The organism is Chitinophagales bacterium (genome assembly GCA_019694975.1).
Lineage (GTDB): Bacteria > Bacteroidota > Bacteroidia > Chitinophagales > UBA10324 > JACCZZ01.
This window is the reverse complement of sequence record JAIBAY010000004.1, coordinates 282927-308991: the sequence shown is the minus strand read 5'-3', so window position 1 is coordinate 308991 and position 26065 is coordinate 282927. Positions and strand designations below refer to the sequence as shown.

Here is a 26065-nt window from a genome sequence, read left to right as displayed (position 1 = left end):
ACCAACAGCAACCCTGTTATGCAAATTAAATTCTGTGGCGCCGCCCGCACGGTAACCGGAAGTTCCCACCTGCTCCAGCTCAATGATGGTTACAGGATACTGCTTGATTGCGGCATGTTTCAGGGCAACGAAAATTATGTAGACAACTTCAACGCTGCTTTTGAATTTGACCCGAAAGACATAGACATTCTGTTGCTTTCGCATGCGCATATTGACCACAGCGGACGCATCCCCAAACTGGTAAAAGAAGGTTTTCGCGGAAAGATCGTCTGCACGGCTGCCACAAAAGATCTCTGCGAGATTATGCTGCGCGACAGTGCGCACATACAGGAGAGCGATGCCAAATATGTCAATAAGAAACGTGCCAAGCGGAACCTTCCGCCCATCAGTCCGCTGTACAGCCAGGAAGATGCAGAAAAAGCGATGCAACAATTTGTTACCGTAAACTATGAGACACCGTTCAGCGCAGGTAAAGGCGTCAAGGCTTATTTCCGTGACAACGGACACATCATTGGCAGTGGCAGCATCCTGCTGACGATGAATGATGGCGGGACAGAAAGGAAAATCGGTTTTACCGGTGATATTGGCAGGCCCAACCGCCCCATTCTCAAAGATCCGATCCGCATGGAAGATGTGGACTACCTGATCAGTGAATCAACTTATGGCGGACGCTTTCACGAAAGTTACCCGGACGATAAAGAATATTTTCTGAGCGTGATATTAGATACCTGTATCAAGAGGAAAGGCAAACTCATTATCCCCGCATTCAGCATAGGCAGAACACAGGAACTGGTATTCATGATGGATCAGTTGCACAAAGAAGGACGGCTGCCGCACCTGCCGGTATATGTTGACAGCCCGCTCTCCACCAATGCCACCGAAATCTACCGGCGGCATACAGAATGTTTTGATGAATTTATCAGCCGATACCTGCTGACGGATGCGAATCCTTTCGGATTTAATGATCTTAAATACATTACTGATGCAGAGGAATCAAAAGCACTGAATCTACTGCCGGAACCATGCATCATCATCTCCGCTTCAGGCATGGCGGAAGCGGGCCGCATTGTGCATCACATAAAAAATAATATGGAAGATGCCAGGAACACCATCCTGATTGTAGGATACTGTGCCGAACAATCGCTCGGCTGGAAGATCCGCAAAGGCATTTCGCCCATCCGGTTGTTTGGTGAAGAAAAGACACTGAGAGCGAAGGTGGAAATCATGGATTCATTCAGCGCACATGGCGACCACAATGAGCTCCTGCAGTTTCTTGATAACCTCAACCGCAACAGATTAAAGAAATTATTCCTGGTGCATGGTGACTTTGAAGCACAGCTTGCATTGAAAAAAGGATTGGAGAAGAATGGATTTCAGTTTATTTCCATGCCTGAAAAAGGAGAAGTAAAAGAACTGGCATTTTAACTCCACATCACCTGCAGTCACGGCATGCTTTACCTGCAATACTGTATGCAAAATGTACCGGACGGGTCATCATCGCCGCAACAGAGCACAACTACCGGAATAATCTGTGCATTATTCGCTACACCAGGTAACTGTGAAAAAACGATGGTAACAATCATGTTACTGTACTGTAGCGGACAGGTGCATTTCCGGGTCAGCACAACGTGAAATAATTTCAACAGAATGGCATCATTAGCTCGTCTGAAACTGCAAGTCATCTGCATCATCGTAACCCGCTGATTTTTTTGTTACATCCTTCTGTTTCTTCAATAACTGTTCTATATTCAATGCTGCTTTTAAACACCTTTATTGATTTTTGATGATGCAGTCATTCAGCCTGCAGCTTTTTCTCTTTACTGAAAAATATAATGCCATGAAAACGCTTACCTGTTTTTTTTGCCTCACACTCACAATTGGCTATCCTTATCTTTCAAACGCTCAGTCATCCGGATGTATTAGCGGTAATTGCGTCGACGGATTAGGTACCTATGTTTTTTCCGACGGGGCTGAATACACCGGTCAATGGGTGGGCGGACAGCGCACCGGCATCGGCAGCTATGATTGGGCTGATGGCGCTTTTTACTATGGCTACTTCCTCAATGGAAAACTGGAAGGAAACGGCATTTACCTGGGTAACGACCAGGCAAAAACAACCTATGTCGGTGTTTTTCATGACGGAAAATTTTCAGAGAGCAGGGATTTTGGAACGTCGGGCTGTCTTATCGGAAATTGCTATGAAGGCGTCGGCGTTTACCTGTGGACGAACGACGACATTTATATAGGCGAATGGCATAGCGGCAACCGGTCGGGTTATGGCAGGTTTGACTGGGCGGATGGCTCTTTTTATACAGGATATTTTAAGGATGGATTGTTAGATGGAAGAGGATACTATAAGAAATTGGACAATACCGAAATGGACGGTTATTTTGAAAATAATGTGTTTGTCCGGAAAGCATCAGAAAGCGGATCAGCTTATTCCACGCAGCAAACACAGCCACAGTCGGGAGCAAACTATACTGCAGTAGCTTATGATGATGTCTGTTCGCTGATTGGCGCCGTGATCAATAGCTTCCCTGATGATTTTAAATCAGTTACCGGCAGTGTCAATGATGATTACCTGGCGTTGTATCCCTGGCATTCCAGTGTTTATCTGCGGGGTAGCCTGGAATCCGGATTGTATAGCGGATTAAGTAATAAAAATATAGCGGCACTATGGTTCAACGACCTATACACATTTACCGATTCCAGAAAGGCTTTCGATGCATACAATGACCTGTTGAAGAGTTTCAGTAATTGCCCGCCTGCCTGCTGCAAATTCAGGAAATCGGAATACAATGTTGAAAATTCCAGGTACTCCACTTATTATGAAGTAAGTGAGGTGACCTTTGGATACATGAATGATTATAAGGATATGAAGATCTCGATTGAACTCAGTTACAGTGAAAGTTTAAAAAGCTGGTCAATCGGTTTAGAAGTTACAAACACAGCAACCTTTTAATTTCTTTCATCTTAGTGGCGTATATGATCAAAGCTCCTTCTTCCGGCATCTTGCCTGCCAATCGTCAATATATACTGCCACTGCGTTACATTCATTTCCGTCCATTATACAGCGCATGATAAAATTTGGATTTCAGATGCTGCTGTGGCCTGTATGCCTGCTGTTTTGCCTGCTTGCTTCCTGCTCCACACAAAACATTTACATTGTCAGGCATGCGGAAAAAGACACCCTGCAAAAAAACGACCCGCCGCTAACACCGGCAGGTTTGCAACGGGCACAGGACCTCGCCATGTTGTTAAGACATCAACCCGTAACGGCAGTTTATTCCACCAACTTTGCACGTACGTTAGCAACAGCAGAGCCAACAGCAGCCGAACATCACCTGGCCATTACGTTATACGACTCCATTCCTCAGCTGACCGGCCTGCTTTCCGGTAAAAAAAACAAAGTGGTACTGGTTACCGGGCACAGCAATACCATCATCCCGATTGCCGCAGCGCTGGGAACGACACCAAATAAAACAGCGATAGATGATGCGGATTACGACAACCTCTTCATCGTACGGCAACATCACTTTTTATGGCTGAACAGCCTTAAACTCCGTGAAACCACTTACGGGAATCCCACACTCCCGTAATAATAAACGCGCAGGATATTACCTGTGAAATAGACTGACCATCCCTTTTTATCATTGCATTATCCCCTTACTTTTGCATCAAATCCATTCTATGTCAATGCTCACGTCCACTGCGCAACCACGAGTACTTAAATCAACGCACGGAACCACCTTAAGCTGCAAAGGCTGGGTGCAGGAAGCCGCCTTCCGCATGTTGCATAACAACCTTGATCCTGAAGTGGCAGAACGCCCGGATGAACTGATTGTGTATGGCGGACTCGGCAAGGCAGCCCGCAACTGGCCGGCATTTGAACTGATTGTAAAAGCACTCAAAGATCTGAATGAAGATGAAACCTTATTGATACAATCCGGCAAACCCGTTGGCATACTGCCAACCCATAAAGATGCACCGCGTGTAGTCATTTCCAATTCCATGCTTGTTCCGAAATGGGCAACATGGGAACATTTCCGCGAACTGGATGCAAAAGGGCTGATGATGTACGGGCAAATGACGGCAGGCTCGTGGATTTACATCGGATCGCAGGGAATTGTGCAAGGCACCTATGAGACATACTTGTCTTTAGCCGATAAGCATTTTGGCGGTATACTGAAAGGAAAACTGAATGTGACGGCAGGACTTGGCGGCATGGGTGGCGCTCAGCCTTTGGCTATCACCATGAATGAAGGTGTTTGCCTCGCAGCAGAGATGGAAGAGTGGCGCATGCAGAAAAGAGTGGAAACACGGTACCTCGATAAATATTCGCATGATATTGATGAGGCGATTGACTGGGCACTGGATGCCAAATCGAAAGGTGAGGCAATTTCAATCGGTGTTTGCTGCAACGCGGTGGACTTGCTGCAACGAATGATTGATCGAAACATCACACCGGATACTTTAACCGATCAGACTTCAGCACATGATGAACTGATCGGGTATTTCCCCGAAGGGCTGACCGTTCAACAGGCAAAAGTTTTACGCGAAACAGCTCCGGAGGAATACAGCCGGCGTTCGCTCGATACGATGGCAAGACATGTACGGCAGATGCTGGAACTGCAAAAGCAAGGTGCCATCACCTTCGATTATGGCAACAACCTGCGCGGTCAGGCGCATGACAAACGCGGTGTAGAAAATGCATTTGATTTTCCCGGTTTTGTTCCTGCATATATTCGTCCGTTGTTTTGTGAAGGAAAAGGCCCGTTCCGTTGGGCTGCCTTAAGTGGTGATCCGAATGACATTGCTGTAACAGATGCAGTGCTGATGGAATTGTTTCCGGAAAACAAAGGATTGTTGCGCTGGCTGAAGATGGCGAAAGAAAAAATTGCATTCCAGGGTTTACCGGCCCGCATCTGCTGGCTGGGCATGGGAGACCGTGAAAAAGCAGGGCTTGCCTTCAATGAACTGGTGCGTACCGGAAAAGTGAAAGCACCTATCGTGATCGGTCGCGACCATCTCGATACCGGCAGTGTTGCTTCTCCCAACCGCGAAACCGAAGCGATGATGGATGGCAGCGATGCAGTTGCCGACTGGCCGATCCTGAATGCACTCATCAATACGGCGGGCGGCGCAAGCTGGGTTTCCGTGCATCATGGCGGTGGCGTGGGCATGGGTTATTCCATTCATGCAGGCATGGTGATTGTTGCCGATGGCACAGACGATGCTGCACGCCGCCTGAAACGCGTGTTAAACAACGATCCAGCGATGGGCGTTATCCGTCATGCTGATGCAGGATATGATATTGCGAAGGATACGGCACGAAAATTCAGGCTGGACCTGGCAGAACGGCTGAAGTAAGAACTGCTTTCTTTCAATGAATCCCGGCATCACAAAACAACAAACACTCTATCGGTCATATTCCCAGGTCATATAAAAAATAATATTGGTCTTCAAAATGTACTGTCTCGTAGTTCGCTAAAGTTGTTTTAATTCACAACATCATGTTTAATGACTATTCTTATTATGAATTCAATATCATACCATTCATTTCTCACTTCAACTATGTTGGATTTCTGCTGCTTGCCAGAATGCCTTTCTGCGGGCAAACCAACTTTCAGGATTTCGACTCGTATGATAAATACTTATCACCATAATGTTCTTCCTTTCAATAATAAAGTGAACGCCAAATGGAAACCTCTTGATGAAAGCAATTCTTACATCATCATATCTTATCTCCAATCCAAGAGGGCCTTTTTGAATTGTTGAAAAAGCGGCGTCCAGGCTCAACTCTAATTCACTGCTCAAACCAGCTCGTTGTTCTTCATATCATATCATCGCATCCAATCAATCCAGTTCAGCAAATACTGAAATAAGTAAATTATACTTCACAGCCGGGAGTCAATTCTTTTTCGAACTTCATCCCACGATGATGCTGATACTTCTCCTTTGCGTATTGCTTCAATTCTTCTCCTGCTTTCTATTATTTGGGATTCGGGAATACCGATATCTTTTGGATGAATGCTATCCCAAATTTTCTCCACCAAAAGAATTTTTTCAGCAGCACTCCACTGAAAAATCGCATCAATTGAAGTTGACTTTTGCATGCGATTGTCATTTAAAAGCCTTTTTAAAAGAGCATAGTATAACTAATAATTAGATTGATAACTTTTTTGATGATTGTCTGAGTCATACAACCTGCAGCTACGGCACAATTCAACTAACAATACTGTTACTTATTCAAATCCGGGCATCACAAAATAAAATATGCTCCACCAGTCAGATTCGCGGGTCATATATAATTTAAAAGGTCCTTCAAATGTTTGCATTTCACCCTGCTCAGTCAAGGCGTCATACTTCGCCATACCTTCCGCATGGCCGATTCCCTGCAACTGCTCATCCTCCTTCAATTCAAACCTGACTTCAGATACATGGTATCTGCAGGTATGAAAACCGGTGTAAGCATCAAAAATATGCTGCACCTTATTCAGCAATGTGCTGCGGCTCAGGATTTCAGTATCCGGTTGAATAAACGCTGTTCCCAGTGTATAAGCCAGCGATTCCGCATGGCGGTCGAACCATGCTTTCAGAAATTCCATCATGCGATCGTGTATCTCCTGCTCGTGATCGGGATGAAAATCTTCATACGTAAAATGGCGGATCATACCGGGCAGGGACGCGCCTTCATCCGTTTCATGCTCGAACAATTCTCCGGTGATGAAAGTGTATTGAAAGCGTTCGTCGCGTGGACGGATAAAGTCAATGATCATAGCATGCTCTTCCAGTAACTGCTGCAGCCGCTTCCATTCAGTGGCAAATGCATTATCATCCAGCTCCGCTGATTTTCTGAACTGCGGTGCACCGAGCCGCGCCGCTACTTTGACCGTCTTGTTAACTGATTGTGCGTAATGCTCTTCATAAGCTATTACATTCCTGAGAAATTGATTGGCGATTTCCGGCGGAATATCGCTCAACTCACCGGGTGCACCGCCAAACTGAGCGATAATTTTCATCCGGAGCAATTCATTTTCTTCGCGCAGTTGTGCTTCGCGATCATTGCCGGAATCACCTGCTAAGCCTGAGGAGGCATTGTTGTCATTCATGATAGTTGAATTAATAGTGATAAAATATATAAACAGTAAACAAAGGTAATAATTGTCTTTGATGTGAACAGGTCATCAAGGCGCGATCACCGGCCATTCAGGATTTCTTAATCTGTGGCACCATCAGGAAAAGTAACGGAAAACCTTCTTTACTTTGCCACATCGTAAGATTCATCACACTCTCATGAATGTCCTCATCACCGGCGGCGCCGGATATATCGGAACCGAACTGGTTTTCGAGCTTTCTCAAAAGCCAGATATTGATCAGATTGTGGTGTATGATAACCTCAGCCGCGGCAACTACAATTTATTCCTTGGTAAAGGGCCGAGGCAGAAAAACGTGAAGTTTATACATGGCGATATCCTTGACTCCCGCTCCATGCGGAAAGTGCTGAAGGGAATTGATGTGGTTTATCACCTTGCGGCAAAAGTAACCACCCCCTTTGCCAATATTGATTCCCACTTCTTCGAACAAATCAATCACTGGGGCACGGCGGAACTGGTATATGCCATTGAAGAAAGCGACATCAGCAAATTCATTTTCACCAGCAGTGCATCTATCTACGGCAGCACCACCGTTCCGGCTACGGAGGCCACACCACCTAATGCCAATAGTTTTTACGGTGTTTCCAAGCAGCGGGCGGAAGAACATGTTAAACGACTGTTCGAGAGTGTGCCGACCCTGATACTGCGTTGTGGCAATGTTTATGGCTACAGCAAATCCATGCGTTTTGATGCGGTGATTAACCGGTTTATGTTTGATGCCAACTTTGGTCACCGGATAACGATTAACGGAAGCGGCAATCAGTCACGGTCATTTATACATATCAATAAGGTGACTAAGATGCTAGCCGGCATGTTGTATGAGGAGGTACCATCGGGCATTTATAATCTTTCCGACAAGAACCTGGAGATTGTTGACCTGATTGATGTTTTAAAAAGGATTTATCCGGAACTGGAATACCTTTTTATCAACCAGCACATCACGATGCAGGAATTAAAAGTAGAACCCAACAGCCTTTTATACCGTTACTTACCGCTTCCGGTATCTTCACTGGAAGATGAACTGCTGGAATTCAAAGAAAGGTTTTCATTCCGGTAGAGACGCCATGCTTTGCGTCTGAAAATATCATTCACAGCATGATCATTCAACACCCTGGATATTGGGATTAAACAACATCATCAATATTGAAATGGCGATAAGACGCGAAACATCGCGTCACTATTTGGCAAAACTTACCGCACGCTTTTCACGGATGACGGTTACTTTGATCTGCCCCGGATACGTCATATCATTCTGAATCTTCTGCGAGAGGGAAAATGATAATTCCTCCGCTTGTTTGTCGGTGATTTTCTCTGCCTCTACAATCACCCGTAATTCACGGCCGGCCTGAATCGCGTAGGCCTTTTCCACGCCGTCATAACTGATGGCAAGGTTTTCCAGTTCTTTTAAGCGTTGCAGGTATTGCTGCAACATCTCCCTTCTTGCGCCGGGCCTTGCACCCGAAATGGCATCGCATGCCTGAACGATGGGAGAAATTACATAGGCCATTTCCACTTCGTCATGATGTGCGCCGATCGCATTGATGATGGCAGGATGTTCATTATATCTTTCCGCCAGCTTCATCCCCAGCAGTGCATGACTTAATTCACTTTCTTCGTCAGGCACCTTTCCAATATCATGCAGCAGTCCGGCGCGTTTAGCCAGCTTTGGATTGAGTCCCAATTCAGCGGCCATGATGGCGCAGAGATTGGCCACCTCCTTTGAATGCATTAACAGGTTCTGACCATAGGAAGAACGAAAACGCATACGGCCAACCATCCTGATGAGTTCAGGATGCAAACCGTGAATACCGAGTTCAACTACGGTGCGTTCACCGGTTTCCACGATATGCTCTTCCAGTTGTTTACGGGTTTTCTCCACCGACTCTTCAATACGTGCAGGATGAATTCTGCCATCTGTTACGAGGCGTTGCAGTGCAAGACGCGCAATCTCACGCCGAACGGGATCAAAGCCCGAAATGACAATGGTTTCCGGGGTGTCGTCCACAATAATTTCAACGCCTGTTGCGGCTTCCAGTGCACGGATATTTCTTCCTTCCCGGCCGATGATCTGCCCTTTGATATCATCGCTGTCGATATGAAATACAGAGACGGAGTTCTCGATGGCATGCTCTGCCGCCACACGCTGAATGGTTTGAATCACCACCTTCTTAGCTTCCTTATTCGCCTTGATTTTTGCTTCGTCAACGATTTCCTTTATGTATGACATCGCCTGCGTGCGGGCTGTATCCTTCAGGTTTTCTATCAGTTGTTCCCGCGCTTCTGATTCCGTCAGTTTCGCAATTTTTTCCAGCTTCTGAATATGCTCTTCCTGCACTTTGTCGAGCTCGGTTTTCTTAACGGCAATCAATTCCAGTTGCCGGTTGAGGTTCACCTTGATGGTATCCACCTCCTGCTCCTTGCGTTGCAGGCCTTCCAGCTTCTGATTAATTGATTGTTCTTTGGAGCGGAGCCGCAGGTCGTTTTGCTCGGCAGCTTTGGCTTTGTGAATAGATTCACGTTCAAACTCCGTTTTAGCGCGCAGCATCTCTTCCTTTGCTTCAAGCAGTTTACTCTGTTTCAGGGTTTCTGCCTGCGCTTTTGCTTCAGCGATTAAGATTTCAGCCTCCTGTTCTGCCTGTTCGCGTGCTCTCTTCGATGATTTACCAAAAGTGAGTTTGCCGATGAGCAGGCCGATGCCGAGCATGATCACAGCAACGACAGCAATAGCTATATAAAGAATTTGGGAGTCCATTGATCGGATTTTTTACTTTTAACAACATGAATCAGTCTTTCTGGGTAATGGAAACCGGTTAAAAGAATATTAACAAACCGGGTGAATTCATACAAAAATAAAAATTTTTAAATTGTATGTTCATATACAGGCTTATTAAGCTATCCTGCGCGATGATCTGCTTCTGTCATATTCCATTTTCACTGCCTTAAAATACGGACCCTGCGGCATTCAAGGCATTGCTTCCTGATTGCAGCGCAGATGGGGAACATCATACCCGCGTTTTCAGCTTCGTTTCAGGCCGTCCATTAACAATTGACTGGCATGGGAGAGCTTCTCCTGCAAGGCCAGCTTCATTGCCGAATCATCCTCCTGCAGTTTCATTATTTCAACCATATTCATCAGTGAGCTCATGGCGAGGTAATCCAGCTTTTCCTGGCCGGAGAACCGCAGCTGAAATTCGCTGTATTTATGGTTTATCAGCTGCTCTGCCTGACGCACCACCGGTTCATCTTCACTGCGGACTTTCAATGGATACATCCTGTCGCCGATGGTAACATTGATACTGATGATGTCTGACATGACGCTTCATGTTTAGTGAAATGAAAGCAATCCACTATCCTTCCGCGGATAACCGGGCAATGCATTTATCAATCTCACGGAGGTAATCGTTAATTTTCTTCTTCGCTTCTTTGGCATCTCCGCCGGGCAACTGTATTGATTCCAAAACTTTTTGTGATGACCGCTCCTCTTCCAGCCGGCGGATATATTCAGATTTTTCTTTCAGCTGCTGCCGAAGTTCCCTGATCTGCTCATCTTTTACCAGGTTGTCAGCAGCGAGTTTATCCGTCTTATCCAACAGCCGGTTGATTTTTACAATCAGTTCTTCGCCCTGTTTCAGCAGGTTATTCATATCAATTGCGGATGTTTGCGTTCAACTGCGACTGGAATGCCTGCACCATGCCGGAGACTACCGTATCAACGTCGCCATCGGTGAGTGTCTTTTGTTCATCCAGAAAAACAAAACTCACGGCATACGATTTCTTGCCTTTCCCCAGTTTCTCATCAGCGTACACATCGAAGAGGTTCACATTTTTCAGCAAACCACCAGCGTTTTTGTAAGCGATCTGTTCTATCTCACTGTACTGTATATGGCTGTCAATGACCAGCGCCAGGTCACGGCGAACAGCAGGAAACTTTGGTAACGGCGAATATTTCAGTGTTTGCTTTGAAAGGCGAAGCAATGCAGCAGCATCCAATTCGGCATAAAAGACATCTCTTTTAATATCGAATGCCGTGGCAATCTTTTCATCTACCTTTCCGAAGGTTGCCACCACCACCTTGCCGGTTTCGTATTGTATGGCATATTCCCAGGGACTGCCGGCAGCATCCACGATGGATTTTTTTTGTATCCCGCATTTATGCAGCAGCATGTCAACCATGCCTTTGAGAAAAAAATAGTCAGTGCGCCGTTGCTCCTGTACCCAGGATTCAGGTGACTGCTGACCTGTAATCATCAGTATCAGCGATTCGGATTCAACATAGCCATTTTCCCTTTTCACATAAGTCTTTCCAAACTCAAACAACCGCAGGTCAACCTGCTTGCGGTTATGGTTGTACCGTATTACTTCCAGCCCGGGAAAGAGCATCGACGTACGCATGGAATCGAGGCCGGTGTTGGAGTAGCTCAACAGGCTGACAACGCCAGATTTGGAATCCGGGAAAAAGGATGCATGATATTTTGAATTGGAAATGGAATTGTTCATCATCTCGCGAAAGCCGGAGCCTGCCAGCAATTGCGACAGCTCTTCGGTAAATCGTTCTCTGCCTTCGGTGGCAGAAAAGCTGATGGATGAACGCAATGCATCCGGTAAGGGAATTTTATCATATCCATAAATGCGCAACACTTCTTCCACCACATCTTCGCTTCGATGCACATCTGTTTTAAATCCCGGAACAGCTACGGTGAATCCGCTATCATCAGCAGAGAGTATGCTGAAAGAAAGTGCTTCGAGGATTTTTTTAACTGCTGCCTGCGGTACTTCCGTACCGGCAATGCGGTTTAACTTTTCCCAGGTAACTGTAATCTTTTCCTTTAATACAGGGTGAGGATAAACATCTGTGATTTCAGCACTGATGCAGCCGCCGGACAGCTCCGCGATGAGCAAAGCAGCGCGTTTTAACGCATAGATATTTCCATCAGGGTCTACTCCCTTCTCAAAGCGTGATGCGGCGTCAGTCCTCAGGTTATGATAGGTGGCTGTTCGCCGGATCCATTTTGGATTCCAGCAAGCGGCCTCCAGGAAAACAGCTGTCGTTGTATCCTTTACACCAGAATGCAGTCCTCCATAAACACCGGCCATACACATAGGTATTGGTTCCTGATGGTCATTTATTCCTGCATAACATACCATCAGATCAATGGGCCGGAGTTTAATTTCTTTATCATCCAGTGTTCGGAACGGTGTGCCCGCCGGCAAAGTGCGTACAATAATATGTTGCCCTTTCACCTCAGCAGCATCATAGGCATGCAGTGGCTGCCCGCATTCGTACATAACAAAATTGGTGATGTCGACAATGTTATTAATCGGCCGGAGGCCAATGGCCTTTAACTTATTTTGCAGCCATGCAGGTGATGGCCCGACGCGGATGCCCGTGATTGTCAAACCGGAAAAGCGCGGGCAGGCCTCCGTATTTTCAACAGTAACGCTTATGGTAAGGGATTGATCCGAAACAGCAAAATCTTCAACAGAAGGTATTTTTAACGGCACTGATTGATCCTTTTCAATAGTCAGTTGTGCGGCGAGATCACGGGCGACACCAATGTGCGAAGTTGCATCTCCACGGTTTGGTGTTAAGCCAATCTGTATGATCTCATCAGTGATCACTTGCAGAAACGACTGAGCCGGGGTGCCAACCGGAGCAGTGTCATCAAGTACCATAATGCCTTCATGATTTGCACTCAAGCCGATTTCATCTTCAGCGCAAATCATTCCCTCAGAAGCAACGCCCCGGATTTTTGCTTTTTTGATTTTGAAAGGCTCGCCTGCAAACGGATGTAACAGTGTTCCTGCCGTAGCAACAATTACCTTTTGCCCGGGCCTTACATTGGCGGCGCCGCAAACAATCTGCAGCTTGTTTTCGGTGCCAACATCTACCTGCGTAACAGATAATTTATCTGCATCAGGGTGCTTTTCCACGGAAATAACCTGACCGATCGTCAACCCTGCCAATCCTCCTTTCACCGACTCAAATACTTCAATGCTTTCCACTTCCAGCCCCGTCTGCGTGAGGCGTTCTCCAGCCTCTTCTGCAGACAGGTCAGTATCGAGGTAATCTTTCAGCCAGTTATAAGAAATAATCATACTCTTTATTTGCGCAGTAAAAATAAGAGAAGTTTAGGAAGGTCTGCTTTGATTGTTACCCACCTGAAATCATAGTCATCAATGTGCCCTTCTTTCCGATCTTTACGGCAAATAATCACTGTATGGAAATTACGCTCACCACGCCCGCTATTCTTTTTCCGACCGTTTCATTGTTGCTGATTGCTTATACTACCCGCTTCCTGGCTATTGCCAACCTGATCCGGGGATTGAAATTGAAATACCAGACAGAAAAGACACCTAACCTGATCAGTCAGATCAACAACCTCCGTATACGACTGACTTTAATACGTAATATGCAGGCCTTTGGCATTGCGGCCTTGTTCTTTACCACCTTTTCCATCGCGCTCTTGTTCTTTAATGAAAAAATGTATGGCAGCTATACCTTCGGTTTCGCACTATTACTGTTATTGATTTCGCTTGGTGTTTCATTTCGCGAAATTCTGATGTCGGGTGGCGCACTGAAATTCGAGCTCCATGAGATGGAAGAGGTGCTCCGGCAGGAGGAAGAAAAGTAATGAATTCCATTAGCCACTTAATTTTTTTACTTTTGCAACCCTTTAACAGGAGAGGTGCCTGAGTGGCCGAAAGGGCCGGTTTGCTAAACCGTTGTACCCTGCAAAGGGTACCGAGGGTTCGAATCCCTCCCTCTCCGCAGTGGCAGGTCAGGAGATCGTTCTTTTCGGGGTGTTGTACAGTTGGCAATTTGTCCCGACTGGTCGGGAAGGCCGCAGGTTAAATAGGTATTAAGCGTTTTTCTTTTTCGGGGTGTAGTACAGTTGGCAGTATGCCTGCTTTGGGAGCAGGAGGCCGCAGGTTCGAGTCCTGCCACCCCGACGTAATACCGGAAAGGGTTTCAGCGAAAGTTGCAACCCTTTTTCTTTTTTACTCCAGTTCGTCTGGATCTACATTCGCTTCCTGTTAAACACTTGGAGATAGCATCCAATAAATCAGCATCGTCTTCTGAACCGATATCGGGCAAGTTGAAAAAGTGACTTATTCAAAATTGATTGTAAGCAATAAGGCTGATTAAAAATCCGCATCTCAAAACTCCGATTGCAAATCATACTAAAAGGAAAAACAAAATGTTGGCAGACATGAACAGGAACAAATATTTTTGAAAACATATCAGCAGCAAACATGCTCCATTTTGCAAAGCAGATAGTTGCGATTACACCAGGAAAAAGGTGCTTAATTTGCTCTCTGATCAGTGGATCAGTTTAACCGTACCCGTTAACATGAAAGAAAATGACCGTTAGCATCATGGCTTTTGGCATCGTCAGGGAAATATTCGGAAGCTCTTCCATTGTGATGGATGTGCATGATGGTTGCAGTGTGCAAACACTGAAACAAGACCTGCAAAGTAAATTTCCCGGATTGGCGGATCTGTCTTCTTTCCTGATTGCTGTTAACAATCACTATGCAACGGGAGAGCAACAGTTGGTTCCGGAAGATGAAATCGCCGTGATACCACCGGTGAGTGGAGGATGAACAAATGGTTGCAAACGATTAAAGCCGGCAGGAAGTACTGCTGATGATTATTGCTGACTTCGGTTGCAGGATCTTACGGAATTGATAACATGATAAATATTCAGCTTACAGACCAACCCCTTCAACTGTCGTCCTGCATGGATTGGGCGATGGATCCGGCATGCGGAGCTATTGATGCTTTTATCGGAACAGTGCGGACAAGCACGATGGAAAAAAAAGTGTTGCGCCTTGAATTTGAAGCTTATGAAAGCATGGCATTGGCAGAAATGAAGAAAATAGCGGAAGAAGTGCTTCAGCAATTCAATGTACTAAAGATACTGATTCATCACCGCACCGGCACATTACAGACCGGAGAAATTCCGGTCATAATTATGGTGGCTGCTCCAAACCGCGATGCTGCATTTGACGGCTGCCGCTATGCGATAGATACGCTGAAAAAAACGGTGCCGATCTGGAAGAAAGAAATTTTTGAAGATGGCGAAATCTGGGTGGCCGCTCATCCATAGTTTATTTTCTCATCAACCTCCAATAGTCGCCATCGACTCATGCACCTGCATCTTATCATTGCGCTGTAGTTCAGCTGTTTTTCCATCAGGAGCGCGATGGCGGATCGCATGCATCAAAGCCGCTTCCAATGCTTCATCTGATGAGGTTTGACGTATCATCTGCTTAACATCCAATACTCCATGATCATACAGGCAGGTCTTCAGCATGCCCTGCGGTGTAATGCGTAAGCGGTTGCAGGTGCCGCAGAAGGTGCGGGAGTACGCGGCGATGACGCCTACCTTTCCACGATGGCCGGGTATGTGATAGTTATATGAAGTAGAAAAAGGTCCATCCTCCGCTTTGATGATGGAAGGAAATTTACCGGTGATTAAGGCCATGATGCGCTGATAATTCCACGGCAATGAATCAGCATGAAATCCTCCGCCATTGAATGGCATTTCTTCAATGAATCGTACACTCACCGGCAAATCTTTGGTGAGTTCCGTCAATGGAATAATATCCTGCACATTCTTTTCTCCCATCACCACGGCATTCAGTTTGACATTGATGCCATGTTCAAGCAATGCTTCCAATGTTTGCAAAACGCCGGGCAGTTCATCACGTCTGGTGATGGCGAAAAAGCGATTGCGGTCCAATGTGTCTAAGCTCAGGTTGACAGATTGCACGCCCATCTTCTTGAGTTCAGGAACCAATGGCGCAGTCAGAACACCGTTGGTGGTGAGCGTAAGCTCCCGCAGTCCATTAATTTTTGAAATGGACCATAACAATTTCATGATATCAGTTCGTACAAATGGCTCACCGCCTGTAATTCTAATTTTCTCCACGCCCATTCTAACCATCAGGGAACACAGTCGAAGCATCTCTTCAAACGTCAGCAGCTCCTTTCTTGCCAGCCAGTCAATTCCTTCTTCGGGCATACAATAAAAACAGCGCAGGTTACAACGGTCAGTTACCGCCAGCCGAAGGTAGTTGATGATTCTGCCGTGATTGTCTATCAACATGAATGGTCTGTTGTTTTACCTGCTGAATTTGCGTTCAGGAAGATTCAGATGATTGGTGAAAGTAACAGTAATTCACCGGTTCGTACCGTAACTTATGCAGCATAATGCATGTCAGTGCGTTGTAACTTATAAGCGAAAAAAAGGCTGCCTCCATGGAAGAAGACAGCCCTGACACAAGGTCAATCCAAGTGGAACAAAACCGTTAACTTATCGTTACCGGAGCTGTCCATGCCTGATTTTCAGATTGCATGAATACCTCCTTTTTCTTTGATGAAATTTAAAAGTATAAAAAAGAGATAATTCCAAGAAATAAATAGTCCTGCACTGAAGATTCATGACAGCACGTATGCAAATAAAACAGCCGCGAATTTCTTCGCGGCTGTTATTTTTCAAGACGGGCTGATTATGAAATGCTCAGCTGAATCTTTTTCTCAATGTCACCAACTGCTTCTTTAAATTCTTTATCGGTATCCATCAGGTCGCGGACGGCCTGGCAGGAATGTATGACGGTGCTGTGGTCGCGGCCGCCGAAATGACGGCCGATTACCTTCAATGAATTCTTGGTAAAACTTTTTGCCAGGTACATGGATAACTGCCTTGCCTGCACCACGGCACGCTTCCGTGTTTTTTCTTTCAGCTTATCCATCGGCACGCTGAAATACTCGCAAACGGCTTTCTGGATGAAATCAATAGATACTTCGCGGGAAATGCTTTTGACGAAATTCTTGATGATCTTCTTTGCAGTTTCGAGATCAATATCTTTCTTATTCAGGGATGACTGCGCCAGCAATGAAATCAGGGCGCCTTCCAGTTCACGAACATTTGAGCTTACATTATACGCCACAAACTCAACCACATCATGCGGCAGTTCAATGCCGTCGGCATACATTTTCTTTTCCAAAATCGCCATGCGTGTTTCAAAATCAGGAACACTGATGTCGGTAGTGAGCCCCATCTTAAACCGGGAGAGCAACCGTTCTTCGATGCCTTCCAGGTCGCGGGGCGAACGGTCGGAAGAGAGAATGATTTGCTTTCCGGACTGGTGCAGGTGATTAAAGATGTGGAAGAAAATATCCTGTGTGCGGTCTTTATTGGCAAAGAACTGAATATCATCTACCATCAGCACATCAATCATCTGGTAGAAATGAATGAATTCATTCACCGCATTATTCTTCAGGTAATCAATGAACTGGTTGGTGAATTTTTCAGACGGTACGTATAATACCGTCTTATCGCTGAAATTCATCTTCACCTGGTTGCCGATCGCATGCAGCAAATGTGTTTTACCCAAACCAACGCCGCCATGCACGACCAAAGGATTGAAGGAAGTACCACCGGGTTTGTTAGCCACCGCAAAACCAGCTGATCTTGCCAACCGGTTACAATCACCTTCCACAAACGTGTCGAATGTATAATTCACATTGAGCTGTGAATCGATCTGCACCTTTTTCAAACCCGGAATCACAAAAGGATTCTTGATCTGATTACCCAGTACCATGGGCGCCAGCAGGTCCTGGTTCTTGCTGTTGCCGGTATTATTGGTAGGAAGATTAACCGTATAAGGCGCATTGCTGCCGGAATTACCATCCATCACAATCTGGTATTCGAGGCGGGCATCTTTATCAAGTTCGCGTTTTAATGTTTTGCGGAGCAGGGTTACATAATGCTCTTCCAGCCACTCATAAAAAAACTGGCTGGGTACCTGTATTGTTAAAACATTCTTTTCAAGCTTAATCGGTTTAATGGGTTCAAACCAGGTTTTATAGCTCTGGAGGTTGACATTATCTTTGATAATCTTCAGGCAATTTTTCCAAACATCCTCAGCAGTTCTGCTCATACGGGTTACTAATTTTTTATAGTTGGTGTTAAGAATTCAAATCTGTTCCAATGTATCTATTTCCAGCGGGAATAGTGCACAAAAATGCGCGAAAAAAAATTGCAAAAAAATAACCTTCACCTCTTGACTTTTTCCTGAAGATTACAATCTGCAATCTGTGTGTGGAAAAAAAAATCAATTTCATTCAAACGCACGTCAGTTGCGAATATCGTGTCGATCATGATTATTGTTACAGAGAGAAATGATGTACTGTCAATGCTTTCAGCGCGATACATCATGGTATTTTTTCCTGCGCTCCAGTGATCAATTATTTTTCAAATGAAAAATACGGATTAATGCACTACCGGTCGTTTTCAAAACAAGAAAGTTGCAATGTTCTTCCGCGCAGTCAAGACAGTCCAATCAAAGCAGCTTTAACAGCTTACTGATTCACTGTGCAACCCATGCGATGCACTGCTTTCTTCATCCGTTGTTTTTTACACACGGTATTCACCGTACACTTTACGAAGCGTATCGGCAATTTCTCCCAGCGTGGCATACTGCTCCACGGCTTCGATCACAACGGGCATCACATTCACCGCTTCGCGTGCATGTTGTTCCAGCTTTTGCAATAATGTCTTTACGGCATCATTATCGCGTGCTGATTTTAATGCTTTCAGTTTCTCTATCTGCACCTGCCTGATAGCATCATCCACGCGGAGTATGCCGGTATGATCTTTTTCCTGCGTTGTAAATTTGTTAACACCAACAATCACCTTGCTGCCTTCCTCAATCTGTTGCTGATACCTGTAGGCAGCACGCGCAATTTCATCCTGCAGGAAGCCTTCTTCAATTGCCCTGACAGACCCGCCCATTGCATCAATCTGCTCCACGTATTTCCAGGCAGCGGCCTCCATTTCATCCGTTAACTGCTCCACGAAAAATGATCCTCCTAGCGGATCCACCGTCTGCGTGATACCGCTTTCATATGCAATCACCTGCTGCGAACGTAAAGCCAGGCCGGCAGCAGTTTCCGTAGGAAGGCTTAACGCTTCATCATAACCATTCGTGTGTAACGATTGCGTGCCGCCCAGCGCTGCAGCCATAGCCTGTATCGTCACCCGCACTATATTATTCATGGGTTGCTGTGCCGTGAGTGTGGAGCCTCCTGTTTGTGTATGGAAGCGCAGCATCTGTGCCCTTGGATCTGTTGCTCCGAGATCACTGGTGATTTTCGCCCACATTCTTCTGGCAGCCCTGAACTTGGCCACTTCTTCAAAGAGGTTATTGTGCGCATTGAAGAAGAAAGAAATTCTCCTGGCGAATACATTAATATCCAGTCCGCGGTCAAGCGCCGCCTTCAGGTAGGATTTGCCATTTGATAAGGTGAATGCGATTTCCTGTACGGCCGTGGATCCTGCTTCGCGGATGTGATACCCTGAAACGGAGATCGTATTCCAGGCCGGTAACTCCTTGCTGCAGTACTCGAAGATATCCGTGATCAGCCGCATAGACGGCTGCGGCGGATAAATGTATGTGCCGCGTGCAGCATACTCTTTCAGGATATCATTTTGTACGGTACCGGAAATTTTTTTGAGATCAGCACCTTGTCTTTTTGCAAGCGCAATGTACATGGCCAGCAGGATATAGGCTGTTGCATTGATGGTCATAGACGTGGTGATGCCCTGCAGCGGTATACCGGCAAATAATGTTTCCATGTCTTTTAATGAATCAATGGCCACGCCTACCTTGCCAACTTCACCATCCGACATTTCATGGTCTGAATCATAGCCTATCTGCGTGGGCAGATCAAATGCCACCGATAATCCGGTTGTGCCCTGCTGCAGCAAATAATGATACCGCTTGTTCGACTCTTCCGCCGTTGAAAAGCCGGCATACTGCCGCATCGTCCATAATTTATCACGGTACATGCTGCCGTGGACGCCGCGCGTAAACGGGAATTCACCCGGCTCTTCTTGCTGAGCATGCATCAGCTCTTTATAAACACGTTTGATTTCAATACCTGCATCGGTGGTGTAAGATCCGTCTGCTGCTTTTACAGTTGACCTGGAAGATTCCATGGTGTGTTATGGGTTGTAACTGCTAAGATAAGGAAGGTTGGTTTGGCAGCATGACCACTGCAGTAAAACAATCATGCTTCAGCTGCCTGTTGATGACACTTCATCATGTTGCCAGAGCCCGTATCTCTGTTTCAAAAGATCTTCTTCACTTCCGTCTTTAACGTGTCGAGGGCCTTTTGTGTCGGCATCACTTTTTCGTTATTGATAAAATATTCAATAATTGCGCGGCTCAGGTCTTTGCCGGTGGCGGTTTCAGGAAGATCAGCCGACACATGATTGATGATGCTAATAATTTCTTCCTTCACCTGAACAATCATCATCCACACCGGTGATGAAACGTAGATCTGTTGTGATAGGTTATGTTCAAATTCCAGGCGTATATTGGAAATGAGCGACAATTGCAGGTCGCGTGCACTCATGCCAGGCTTATTTACACGGGAAATGATATTGGTGGGTGTAATTCTTTCGAGCAACAGTGTTAGGCGCTCATAGGCTTGCAACCGCAACGGCAATGAATCTTTATAGTGAGCAGCCCTCAACTCCAGGTCCTTTTTACTTCTTTCACCGCTGATCAATACCCGGATGAGTGTATAGGCGGTTAAAAAAGTGATCAGGGAAGGGATGGTATATTTTAATATCTCAGTTACGTCGGAAAAAGTCATGTGAAACGGATTGTATTGCTGACGAAAGTACTATAAAACAGAGCAATAAATGAACGTGTTTACTTTGTAGTTTGTTGCGTAGTTTTGCTCATCAAAATTATTTCAGACATGAACGATCAATCAGTTGAGAAAGAAATGAGTGTAGCCGGGAACCCGGTTGCATTAACGGCAAGTGCAGTTGCGGAAATAAAACGGCTGCTTGTGGCAGAAGCGGTTTCGCCGGATCATGGATTGCGCGTTGGTGTAAAGGGTGGCGGCTGTTCGGGCATGACCTATGTTTTAGGATTTGACAATAAGGAAGAAACGGATGAAGAATTTATGATTGATGGCATCAGGGTGCTGATGAATCCTTCGCACCAGTTATATCTATTCGGCATGCAAGTCGATTTTCAGGAAGGGTTGAATGCAAGAGGTTTTGTTTTTAACAATCCGAATGCCACCAAGACCTGCGGCTGCGGCACTTCATTTTCCGCATAAATGGATTTATGTTACCTGCTGCTTCGATGAAACCGGTATATCATTGCCGTCGCCATCATGACAGGATTACGCCGCGTTTTTCATCCGGACCGAAATCAATTTTATCTCTTCCCGACACAGGTATAGGAAGCCTTTGCATATCATGAATATTCATTACGTATCCGGCCGGTGCAATAATCCAAATAAAAATATGGATTCAACAATCGTGCGTTGAAACGGAACCGGTAGCATTATCTTCCCTTTCAAAAAAATCACTCCTGATCTGCCGTAGTGCCTCCAGCACATTTGCTTTGAAGATGTCAAATTGTTCAAGCACGGCATCCTGAACCTTACCGGATAAAGGCAACTGGTGCATATCATCCACAAATGAACTTTGATCGCGGATGCTTAGCATCGAGATGTTGGTCTTAATCTTATGCGTTCCGGCCTTTGCGGCTGCCGCATCATTGCGCAAGAGCGAACGCTCAATCAGCTCGAGTTCTTTAGGTGTCTCTTCCAAATACATCTGCAGAATTGGAAGGATGGCATTCATCTCATTATCAAAATAATCATTCAGAAAAAAAAGATTGTATTGCTTTTCTGCCCCCATTGCTCAAATGATGTTTATTGTTTATAAATCCCCGGTTGAAATTAACAGAATTATTCAACAATAAACCTGCTGATGCCGGTTGCGACCCCGCCGGATTTTAACTGCAGGAGATAGGTGCCCGGTGGTATTGCCGGCAGGGAAAAAGGCTGATGGATTTGCCGGCATTCAAACTGAAAGATTTTTCTACCTGAAAGATCTATGACCATTGCCTGCAGCGGAAGCAACAGCTCGCCGTTTAATTGCAGGATGCCATGATCATGAACAGGATTGGGAAGAATGGTGAATTCATCCGTAGGATCCTTTATTTTTTCCGTACCGGTAACCAGTTCAATTTGGCTGACCATGGTGCTGTCGCAGCCATGTTCATCCGTCGCAGAAAAAGTAACCCAGTATGATCCGGTAAACGGATAGCTGTGTGACGGATACAAATCGATGGTGTTTTCAGGCGATCCGTCGCCAAAGTTCCAGCTGAAAAAAGCAGGAGTGAAAGGCGCGCCGGGTGAAAAAGTTGCATTCACACCCGAGGATAAATAGGTAAAGGAAACAGGTGGTTTAGAAAAAATTTCCAATGGCATTTCAAGGGAAGCCGCACAGGATGACAGACTTACGGTGTCATTGCCCGCTTCAGCAAAAAAAAAGGCGGTATTGATGGCTTGTGAAAGTAGGTTTCCATTCAGCTTCCATTCAAATGCCGCTGAACTAACCGTAGTATTGTTGAAGAATACTGCCTGATCTTCGCAGGGCGAACTGTCGTCAGCCGTAAAACTCACATCAGCAGGACAAGGTATGATTCCGGCCGCATCCAGCTTCACCACATAGCCATCCGGATTATATGCGCCAAATCCTTCCGTTTCGCCCACAACATAAATGTTGCCATCTGCAGTGTACAGCAAGCTAAAAGCGATTTCATTCTTCAAACCTCCATAGTGATGCGACCAGGCTGTATCACCGGTCAGATTGGTTTTCACCAGCAAAAATTCACTGCCTTTAACCTGGCTGAAAGTGTTTCCGGTGATGAGGAACCCATCGGGCAATGCAGCGAATCCATAGCCAAAGTCGCCGGCATGCACGGCAACGGGAAAAGTAACTGCATTTAATCCGGCGGAATCCGTCTGAATAATCTTGATGAACCCGCTGTCGGCTGTCGTTGGCTGATTAGCCAGCAGATAAAAATTGCCAACAGCATCTTCGGCAGCATCGTAACCATAATCAGTGCCCGCACTTTCAAATGCCTGCGACCATTGCATGACAAGGTTGCTGTCCACTTTAACGGCATATACATCAAAGGTGGGAGTGAATGAATTGCTGTTCCCGATCATCAGATAGCCATGGTCATGGGTAGGAATCACCTTTTTCAAAATATCTGAGCCTGTTCCACCATAATGTGCTTCTGCCAGCTCATTCCCATCTTCATCAACAGTCACCAAAAAAAAATCGAAACTGCCATAGGTATTAGAATTCGTGCTTCCTGCCAGCAAAATCCTGTTGCCGGACATGGTAGCGGCACTGACGCAATAATCTCCGCCATTGGCACCATAGTAATTTTGCCATACAGCATTACCGTTGAAGTCTGTCTTCACTGCAAAAAAATCGTAGGTATTGTTCGACGGATTCAGTGATTGGCCTGCAAACAGGTAACCGTCAATCAAACCGGTGATAGCATAGGCGTAGTCCGGAGAACTGCTGCCGAATGTCTTTGTCCAAAGTGTATCACCATCGGTATTCATGGATACCACATAAAAATCAGGATTGTTTACAGTGCCATATCCAAAACTCTCGGTATAACCGGCTGTTATCAGGTTGCCGTCATCCGCTGCATAGATGGTACGCAGTATTTCATTTGCGCTGCCTCCATACACCTTTTCAAAACCTTCCTGGGCAAAGAGGATACCGGCCATCAGCAGCAGGCCAATGAGTATGTAAAGTGTTTTTCTCACTGCTTAAAAGTAAAGAAATACATGCATAAGCCACAGCCGTTGCGCTGCTGCACTTTGTTTTCAGGCCAATACTATGGCACAACATGAATCTCCTTAATTTTACCAAAAATTATAGTATGGAATTCAGGATTGAAAAAGATACCATGGGGCAGGTGCAGGTGCCTGCCGATAAATACTGGGGTGCGCAAACACAGCGGTCAACTGAAAATTTCAGGATTGCGCAGGACATCAACCGGATGCCTAAAGAAATCATCCGTGCCTTTGCTTATCTGAAAAAGGCGGCAGCACTCACCAACCTCGAATTGGGTGTTTTGCCGAAGGAAAAATGCGACCTCATCGGTAAAGTTTGTGATGAAATACTGGAGGGCAAGTTAGATGATCAGTTTCCACTGGTGGTGTGGCAAACCGGAAGCGGCACGCAGAGCAATATGAATATGAATGAGGTGATTGCCTATCGCGCCCATGTGTTGCATGGCGGCAAACTCACTGATGAAAAAAAGGTGCTGAATCCGAATGATGACGTCAATAAATCGCAGTCTTCCAACGACACCTTTCCTACGGCGATGCATATTGCCGCCTATCGCATATTGACTGATACCACACTGCCCGCATTGCGCACACTACGCGATACGCTGGCTTACAAATCAAAAGAATTTATGCAGGTGGTGAAGATCGGCAGAACACATTTCATGGATGCAACGCCCCTGACCGTTGGACAGGAACTTTCCGGCTATGTCTCGCAGCTGAATCATGGCATAAGGGCAGTTGAAAATACCTTACCGCACCTGGCGGAACTGGCACTGGGAGGCACAGCAGTGGGAACAGGGTTGAATGCGCCAAAAGGATATGATATAAAGGTGGCAGCCCAAATTGCCGAAATCACCGGTTTGCCTTTCGTTACCGCGGAGAATAAATTTGAATCGCTGGCAGCACATGATGCTGTGGTAGAAGCGCATGGCGCCCTGAAAACCGTTGCCGTAAGCCTGATGAAAATAGGCAATGACATCAGGATGCTTTCTTCCGGTCCGCGCGCCGGCATAGGCGAATTATTTATTCCCGACAATGAACCGGGCTCATCTATCATGCCCGGTAAAGTAAACCCGACCCAATGCGAAGCGATGACGATGGTAGCCGCGCAGGTGCTGGGTAATGATGTAGCCATTAACATCGGAGGCGCTAACGGTCATTTTGAACTGAATGTTTTCAAACCCATGATGATCTATAATTTTTTGCACTCGGCGCGGCTGATCGGCGATGTGTGTGTTTCCTTCAATGATAAATGCGCCGTGGGTATTGAGCCGCTGCAGGAGAATATCAGCAGGCATGTGAACAATTCGCTGATGCTGGTAACCGCACTGAACACGAAGATCGGTTATTATAAAGCTGCAGAGATTGCGCAGAAGGCACACCGTGAACATAAGACACTCAAGCAAACCGCAACCGAACTGGGCTATGTAACGCCGGAACAGTTTGATGAATGGGTGAAACCGGAAGAGATGGTAGGCGACTTGCTTTAACAAAGCATGAACATCATTTCAGTACATCTTCACGTGCTTTCCTGCTTTCCGAACCTTGCCTTCAGGTAAAGAAACACGGAAGGAATGAGGGAAATGCCGATGATACCCAACACAATCAATTCAAAGTTTTGCTGTACAAACGGAAGGTTGCCGAAATAATAGCCGGCATAGGTAAAGATGACCACCCATAAGAGGCCGCCGATAAAATTGTAAAGCATAAACCGAGTGTATTTCATTTGTCCCACGCCGGCAATGAACGGCGCAAACGTCCGGAGTATTGGTGCAAAACGGGTATATACAATGGTCATGGAACCATAGTTGTCAAAGAATTTTTTAGTACGGTCGAGGTATTCCTTTTTGATGAATTTGTAATTGCCATCGAACACCTTCGGGCCGATGTAACGCCCTACCGAATAGTTCAATAGGTTACCCGTGAAGGCAGCTATCACCATCAGGACCACGAGCAGGTGCACATTCAGTCCGCTGCCATCGAGTGCTGCAATGGCACCCGCGGCAAACAGCAATGAGTCGCCGGGCAGAAATGGTGTTACCACCAATCCTGTTTCACAAAAAATAATGGCGAAAAGTATCAGCAGGGTAAGCGTTCCATATTCTGAAACGAGCACCGCTAAATGCTTATCGATGTGCAAGACAAAATCAATCAGCGTGTGAACCAGCTCCATCCAAAAAAATTTCGGGCAAAGGTATTTAAATAA

Annotated in this window: 24 protein-coding genes and 2 tRNA genes; 12 read left to right on the top strand and 14 right to left on the bottom strand. The window is 45.9% G+C overall.

Annotation, left to right across the window (positions count from 1 at the left end):
• Positions 1–18: 18 nt before the first annotated feature.
• From K1X61_09935 to hutU, 4 genes are all read left to right on the top strand, one after another.
• Positions 19–1425 carry an MBL fold metallo-hydrolase gene (locus tag K1X61_09935; GenBank protein ID MBX7108954.1) on the top strand — a complete coding sequence of 469 codons (1407 nt, stop codon included), beginning with the start codon at positions 19–21 and terminating at the stop codon, positions 1423–1425.
• A 412-nt stretch (positions 1426–1837) separates the two neighbouring features.
• Positions 1838–2962: a hypothetical protein gene (locus K1X61_09930; GenBank protein ID MBX7108953.1), complete on the top strand. Its 1125-nt coding sequence runs from the start codon at positions 1838–1840 to the stop codon at positions 2960–2962.
• 115 nt (positions 2963–3077) lie between these two features.
• The gene (locus K1X61_09925) at positions 3078–3599 is read left to right on the top strand and encodes a histidine phosphatase family protein (GenBank protein ID MBX7108952.1); all 522 of its coding nucleotides are present in this window, start codon (positions 3078–3080) and stop codon (positions 3597–3599) included.
• Positions 3600–3690: 91 nt separating this feature from the next.
• Positions 3691–5370 (top strand): urocanate hydratase, encoded by a 1680-nt coding sequence (gene hutU, locus K1X61_09920; protein ID MBX7108951.1) that lies wholly within the window; start codon positions 3691–3693, stop codon positions 5368–5370.
• A gap of 198 nt (positions 5371–5568) precedes the next feature.
• Here the strand turns inward: hutU and K1X61_09915 are convergent, their stop codons facing one another.
• From K1X61_09915 to K1X61_09905, 3 genes are all read right to left on the bottom strand, one after another.
• Complete coding sequence (locus K1X61_09915) at positions 5569–5817, bottom strand: hypothetical protein (protein ID MBX7108950.1); 249 nt, start codon at positions 5815–5817, stop codon at positions 5569–5571.
• An 80-nt stretch (positions 5818–5897) separates the two neighbouring features.
• On the bottom strand, positions 5898–6116 hold the full coding sequence (locus K1X61_09910) for an addiction module protein (protein MBX7108949.1): 219 nt from the start codon (positions 6114–6116) through the stop codon (positions 5898–5900).
• Positions 6117–6245: 129 nt separating this feature from the next.
• Positions 6246–7112, bottom strand: a complete 867-nt coding sequence (locus tag K1X61_09905) for a hypothetical protein (GenBank protein ID MBX7108948.1) — start codon at positions 7110–7112, stop codon at positions 6246–6248.
• 184 nt (positions 7113–7296) lie between these two features.
• Between K1X61_09905 and K1X61_09900 the strand changes: the two genes are divergently transcribed.
• Positions 7297–8214 carry an SDR family oxidoreductase gene (locus K1X61_09900; GenBank protein MBX7108947.1) on the top strand — a complete coding sequence of 306 codons (918 nt, stop codon included), beginning with the start codon at positions 7297–7299 and terminating at the stop codon, positions 8212–8214.
• A 120-nt stretch (positions 8215–8334) separates the two neighbouring features.
• Here the strand turns inward: K1X61_09900 and rny are convergent, their stop codons facing one another.
• The 4 genes from rny to pheT all read right to left on the bottom strand — a co-directional run bounded on the left by rny (position 8335) and on the right by pheT (position 13253).
• Entirely contained in the window at positions 8335–9909 is a 1575-nt protein-coding gene (rny, locus tag K1X61_09895; GenBank protein MBX7108946.1) for a ribonuclease Y, read from the bottom strand.
• Between the two features lie 264 nt (positions 9910–10173).
• Entirely contained in the window at positions 10174–10470 is a 297-nt protein-coding gene (locus tag K1X61_09890; protein MBX7108945.1) for a cell division protein ZapA, read from the bottom strand.
• 34 nt (positions 10471–10504) lie between these two features.
• Positions 10505–10801, bottom strand: a complete 297-nt coding sequence (locus tag K1X61_09885) for a hypothetical protein (protein MBX7108944.1) — start codon at positions 10799–10801, stop codon at positions 10505–10507.
• A 1-nt stretch (position 10802) separates the two neighbouring features.
• Positions 10803–13253, bottom strand: coding sequence for a phenylalanine--tRNA ligase subunit beta (pheT, locus tag K1X61_09880; GenBank protein MBX7108943.1), 2451 nt, complete (start codon positions 13251–13253; stop codon positions 10803–10805).
• 122 nt (positions 13254–13375) lie between these two features.
• Here pheT and K1X61_09875 point away from each other — a divergent pair, with 122 nt between their 5' ends.
• The 5 genes from K1X61_09875 to K1X61_09855 all read left to right on the top strand — a co-directional run bounded on the left by K1X61_09875 (position 13376) and on the right by K1X61_09855 (position 15268).
• The gene (locus K1X61_09875) at positions 13376–13789 is read left to right on the top strand and encodes a DUF2721 domain-containing protein (GenBank protein ID MBX7108942.1); all 414 of its coding nucleotides are present in this window, start codon (positions 13376–13378) and stop codon (positions 13787–13789) included.
• Between the two features lie 48 nt (positions 13790–13837).
• Positions 13838–13926: transfer RNA gene (locus tag K1X61_09870), tRNA-Ser, on the top strand.
• Positions 13927–14035: 109 nt separating this feature from the next.
• Positions 14036–14108: transfer RNA gene (locus tag K1X61_09865), tRNA-Pro, on the top strand.
• Positions 14109–14519: 411 nt separating this feature from the next.
• On the top strand, positions 14520–14762 hold the full coding sequence (locus K1X61_09860; GenBank protein ID MBX7108941.1) for a MoaD/ThiS family protein: 243 nt from the start codon (positions 14520–14522) through the stop codon (positions 14760–14762).
• 89 nt (positions 14763–14851) lie between these two features.
• Positions 14852–15268 carry a molybdenum cofactor biosynthesis protein MoaE gene (locus K1X61_09855; protein ID MBX7108940.1) on the top strand — a complete coding sequence of 139 codons (417 nt, stop codon included), beginning with the start codon at positions 14852–14854 and terminating at the stop codon, positions 15266–15268.
• A gap of 12 nt (positions 15269–15280) precedes the next feature.
• Here the strand turns inward: K1X61_09855 and moaA are convergent, their stop codons facing one another.
• The 4 genes from moaA to K1X61_09835 all read right to left on the bottom strand — a co-directional run bounded on the left by moaA (position 15281) and on the right by K1X61_09835 (position 20829).
• Positions 15281–16270, bottom strand: a complete 990-nt coding sequence (moaA, locus tag K1X61_09850) for a GTP 3',8-cyclase MoaA (protein MBX7108939.1) — start codon at positions 16268–16270, stop codon at positions 15281–15283.
• A gap of 403 nt (positions 16271–16673) precedes the next feature.
• Complete coding sequence (dnaA, locus tag K1X61_09845) at positions 16674–18107, bottom strand: chromosomal replication initiator protein DnaA (GenBank protein ID MBX7108938.1); 1434 nt, start codon at positions 18105–18107, stop codon at positions 16674–16676.
• 476 nt (positions 18108–18583) lie between these two features.
• Positions 18584–20167 carry a methylmalonyl-CoA mutase gene (locus tag K1X61_09840; protein ID MBX7108937.1) on the bottom strand — a complete coding sequence of 528 codons (1584 nt, stop codon included), beginning with the start codon at positions 20165–20167 and terminating at the stop codon, positions 18584–18586.
• 131 nt (positions 20168–20298) lie between these two features.
• The gene (locus K1X61_09835) at positions 20299–20829 is read right to left on the bottom strand and encodes a hypothetical protein (protein ID MBX7108936.1); all 531 of its coding nucleotides are present in this window, start codon (positions 20827–20829) and stop codon (positions 20299–20301) included.
• A 135-nt stretch (positions 20830–20964) separates the two neighbouring features.
• Here K1X61_09835 and K1X61_09830 point away from each other — a divergent pair, with 135 nt between their 5' ends.
• Positions 20965–21306, top strand: coding sequence for an iron-sulfur cluster assembly accessory protein (locus K1X61_09830; protein ID MBX7108935.1), 342 nt, complete (start codon positions 20965–20967; stop codon positions 21304–21306).
• Positions 21307–21502: 196 nt separating this feature from the next.
• Here the strand turns inward: K1X61_09830 and K1X61_09825 are convergent, their stop codons facing one another.
• Both K1X61_09825 and K1X61_09820 read right to left on the bottom strand, forming a co-directional pair.
• On the bottom strand, positions 21503–21895 hold the full coding sequence (locus K1X61_09825; GenBank protein MBX7108934.1) for a hypothetical protein: 393 nt from the start codon (positions 21893–21895) through the stop codon (positions 21503–21505).
• A 50-nt stretch (positions 21896–21945) separates the two neighbouring features.
• Positions 21946–23832, bottom strand: a complete 1887-nt coding sequence (locus K1X61_09820) for a T9SS type A sorting domain-containing protein (GenBank protein ID MBX7108933.1) — start codon at positions 23830–23832, stop codon at positions 21946–21948.
• 116 nt (positions 23833–23948) lie between these two features.
• Here K1X61_09820 and fumC point away from each other — a divergent pair, with 116 nt between their 5' ends.
• The gene (gene fumC / locus K1X61_09815; protein ID MBX7108932.1) at positions 23949–25349 is read left to right on the top strand and encodes a class II fumarate hydratase; all 1401 of its coding nucleotides are present in this window, start codon (positions 23949–23951) and stop codon (positions 25347–25349) included.
• Positions 25350–25378: 29 nt separating this feature from the next.
• Here fumC and K1X61_09810 read toward each other — a convergent pair whose 3' ends face one another.
• The gene (locus K1X61_09810) at positions 25379–26032 is read right to left on the bottom strand and encodes a DedA family protein (GenBank protein MBX7108931.1); all 654 of its coding nucleotides are present in this window, start codon (positions 26030–26032) and stop codon (positions 25379–25381) included.
• Positions 26033–26065 lie beyond the last annotated feature (33 nt).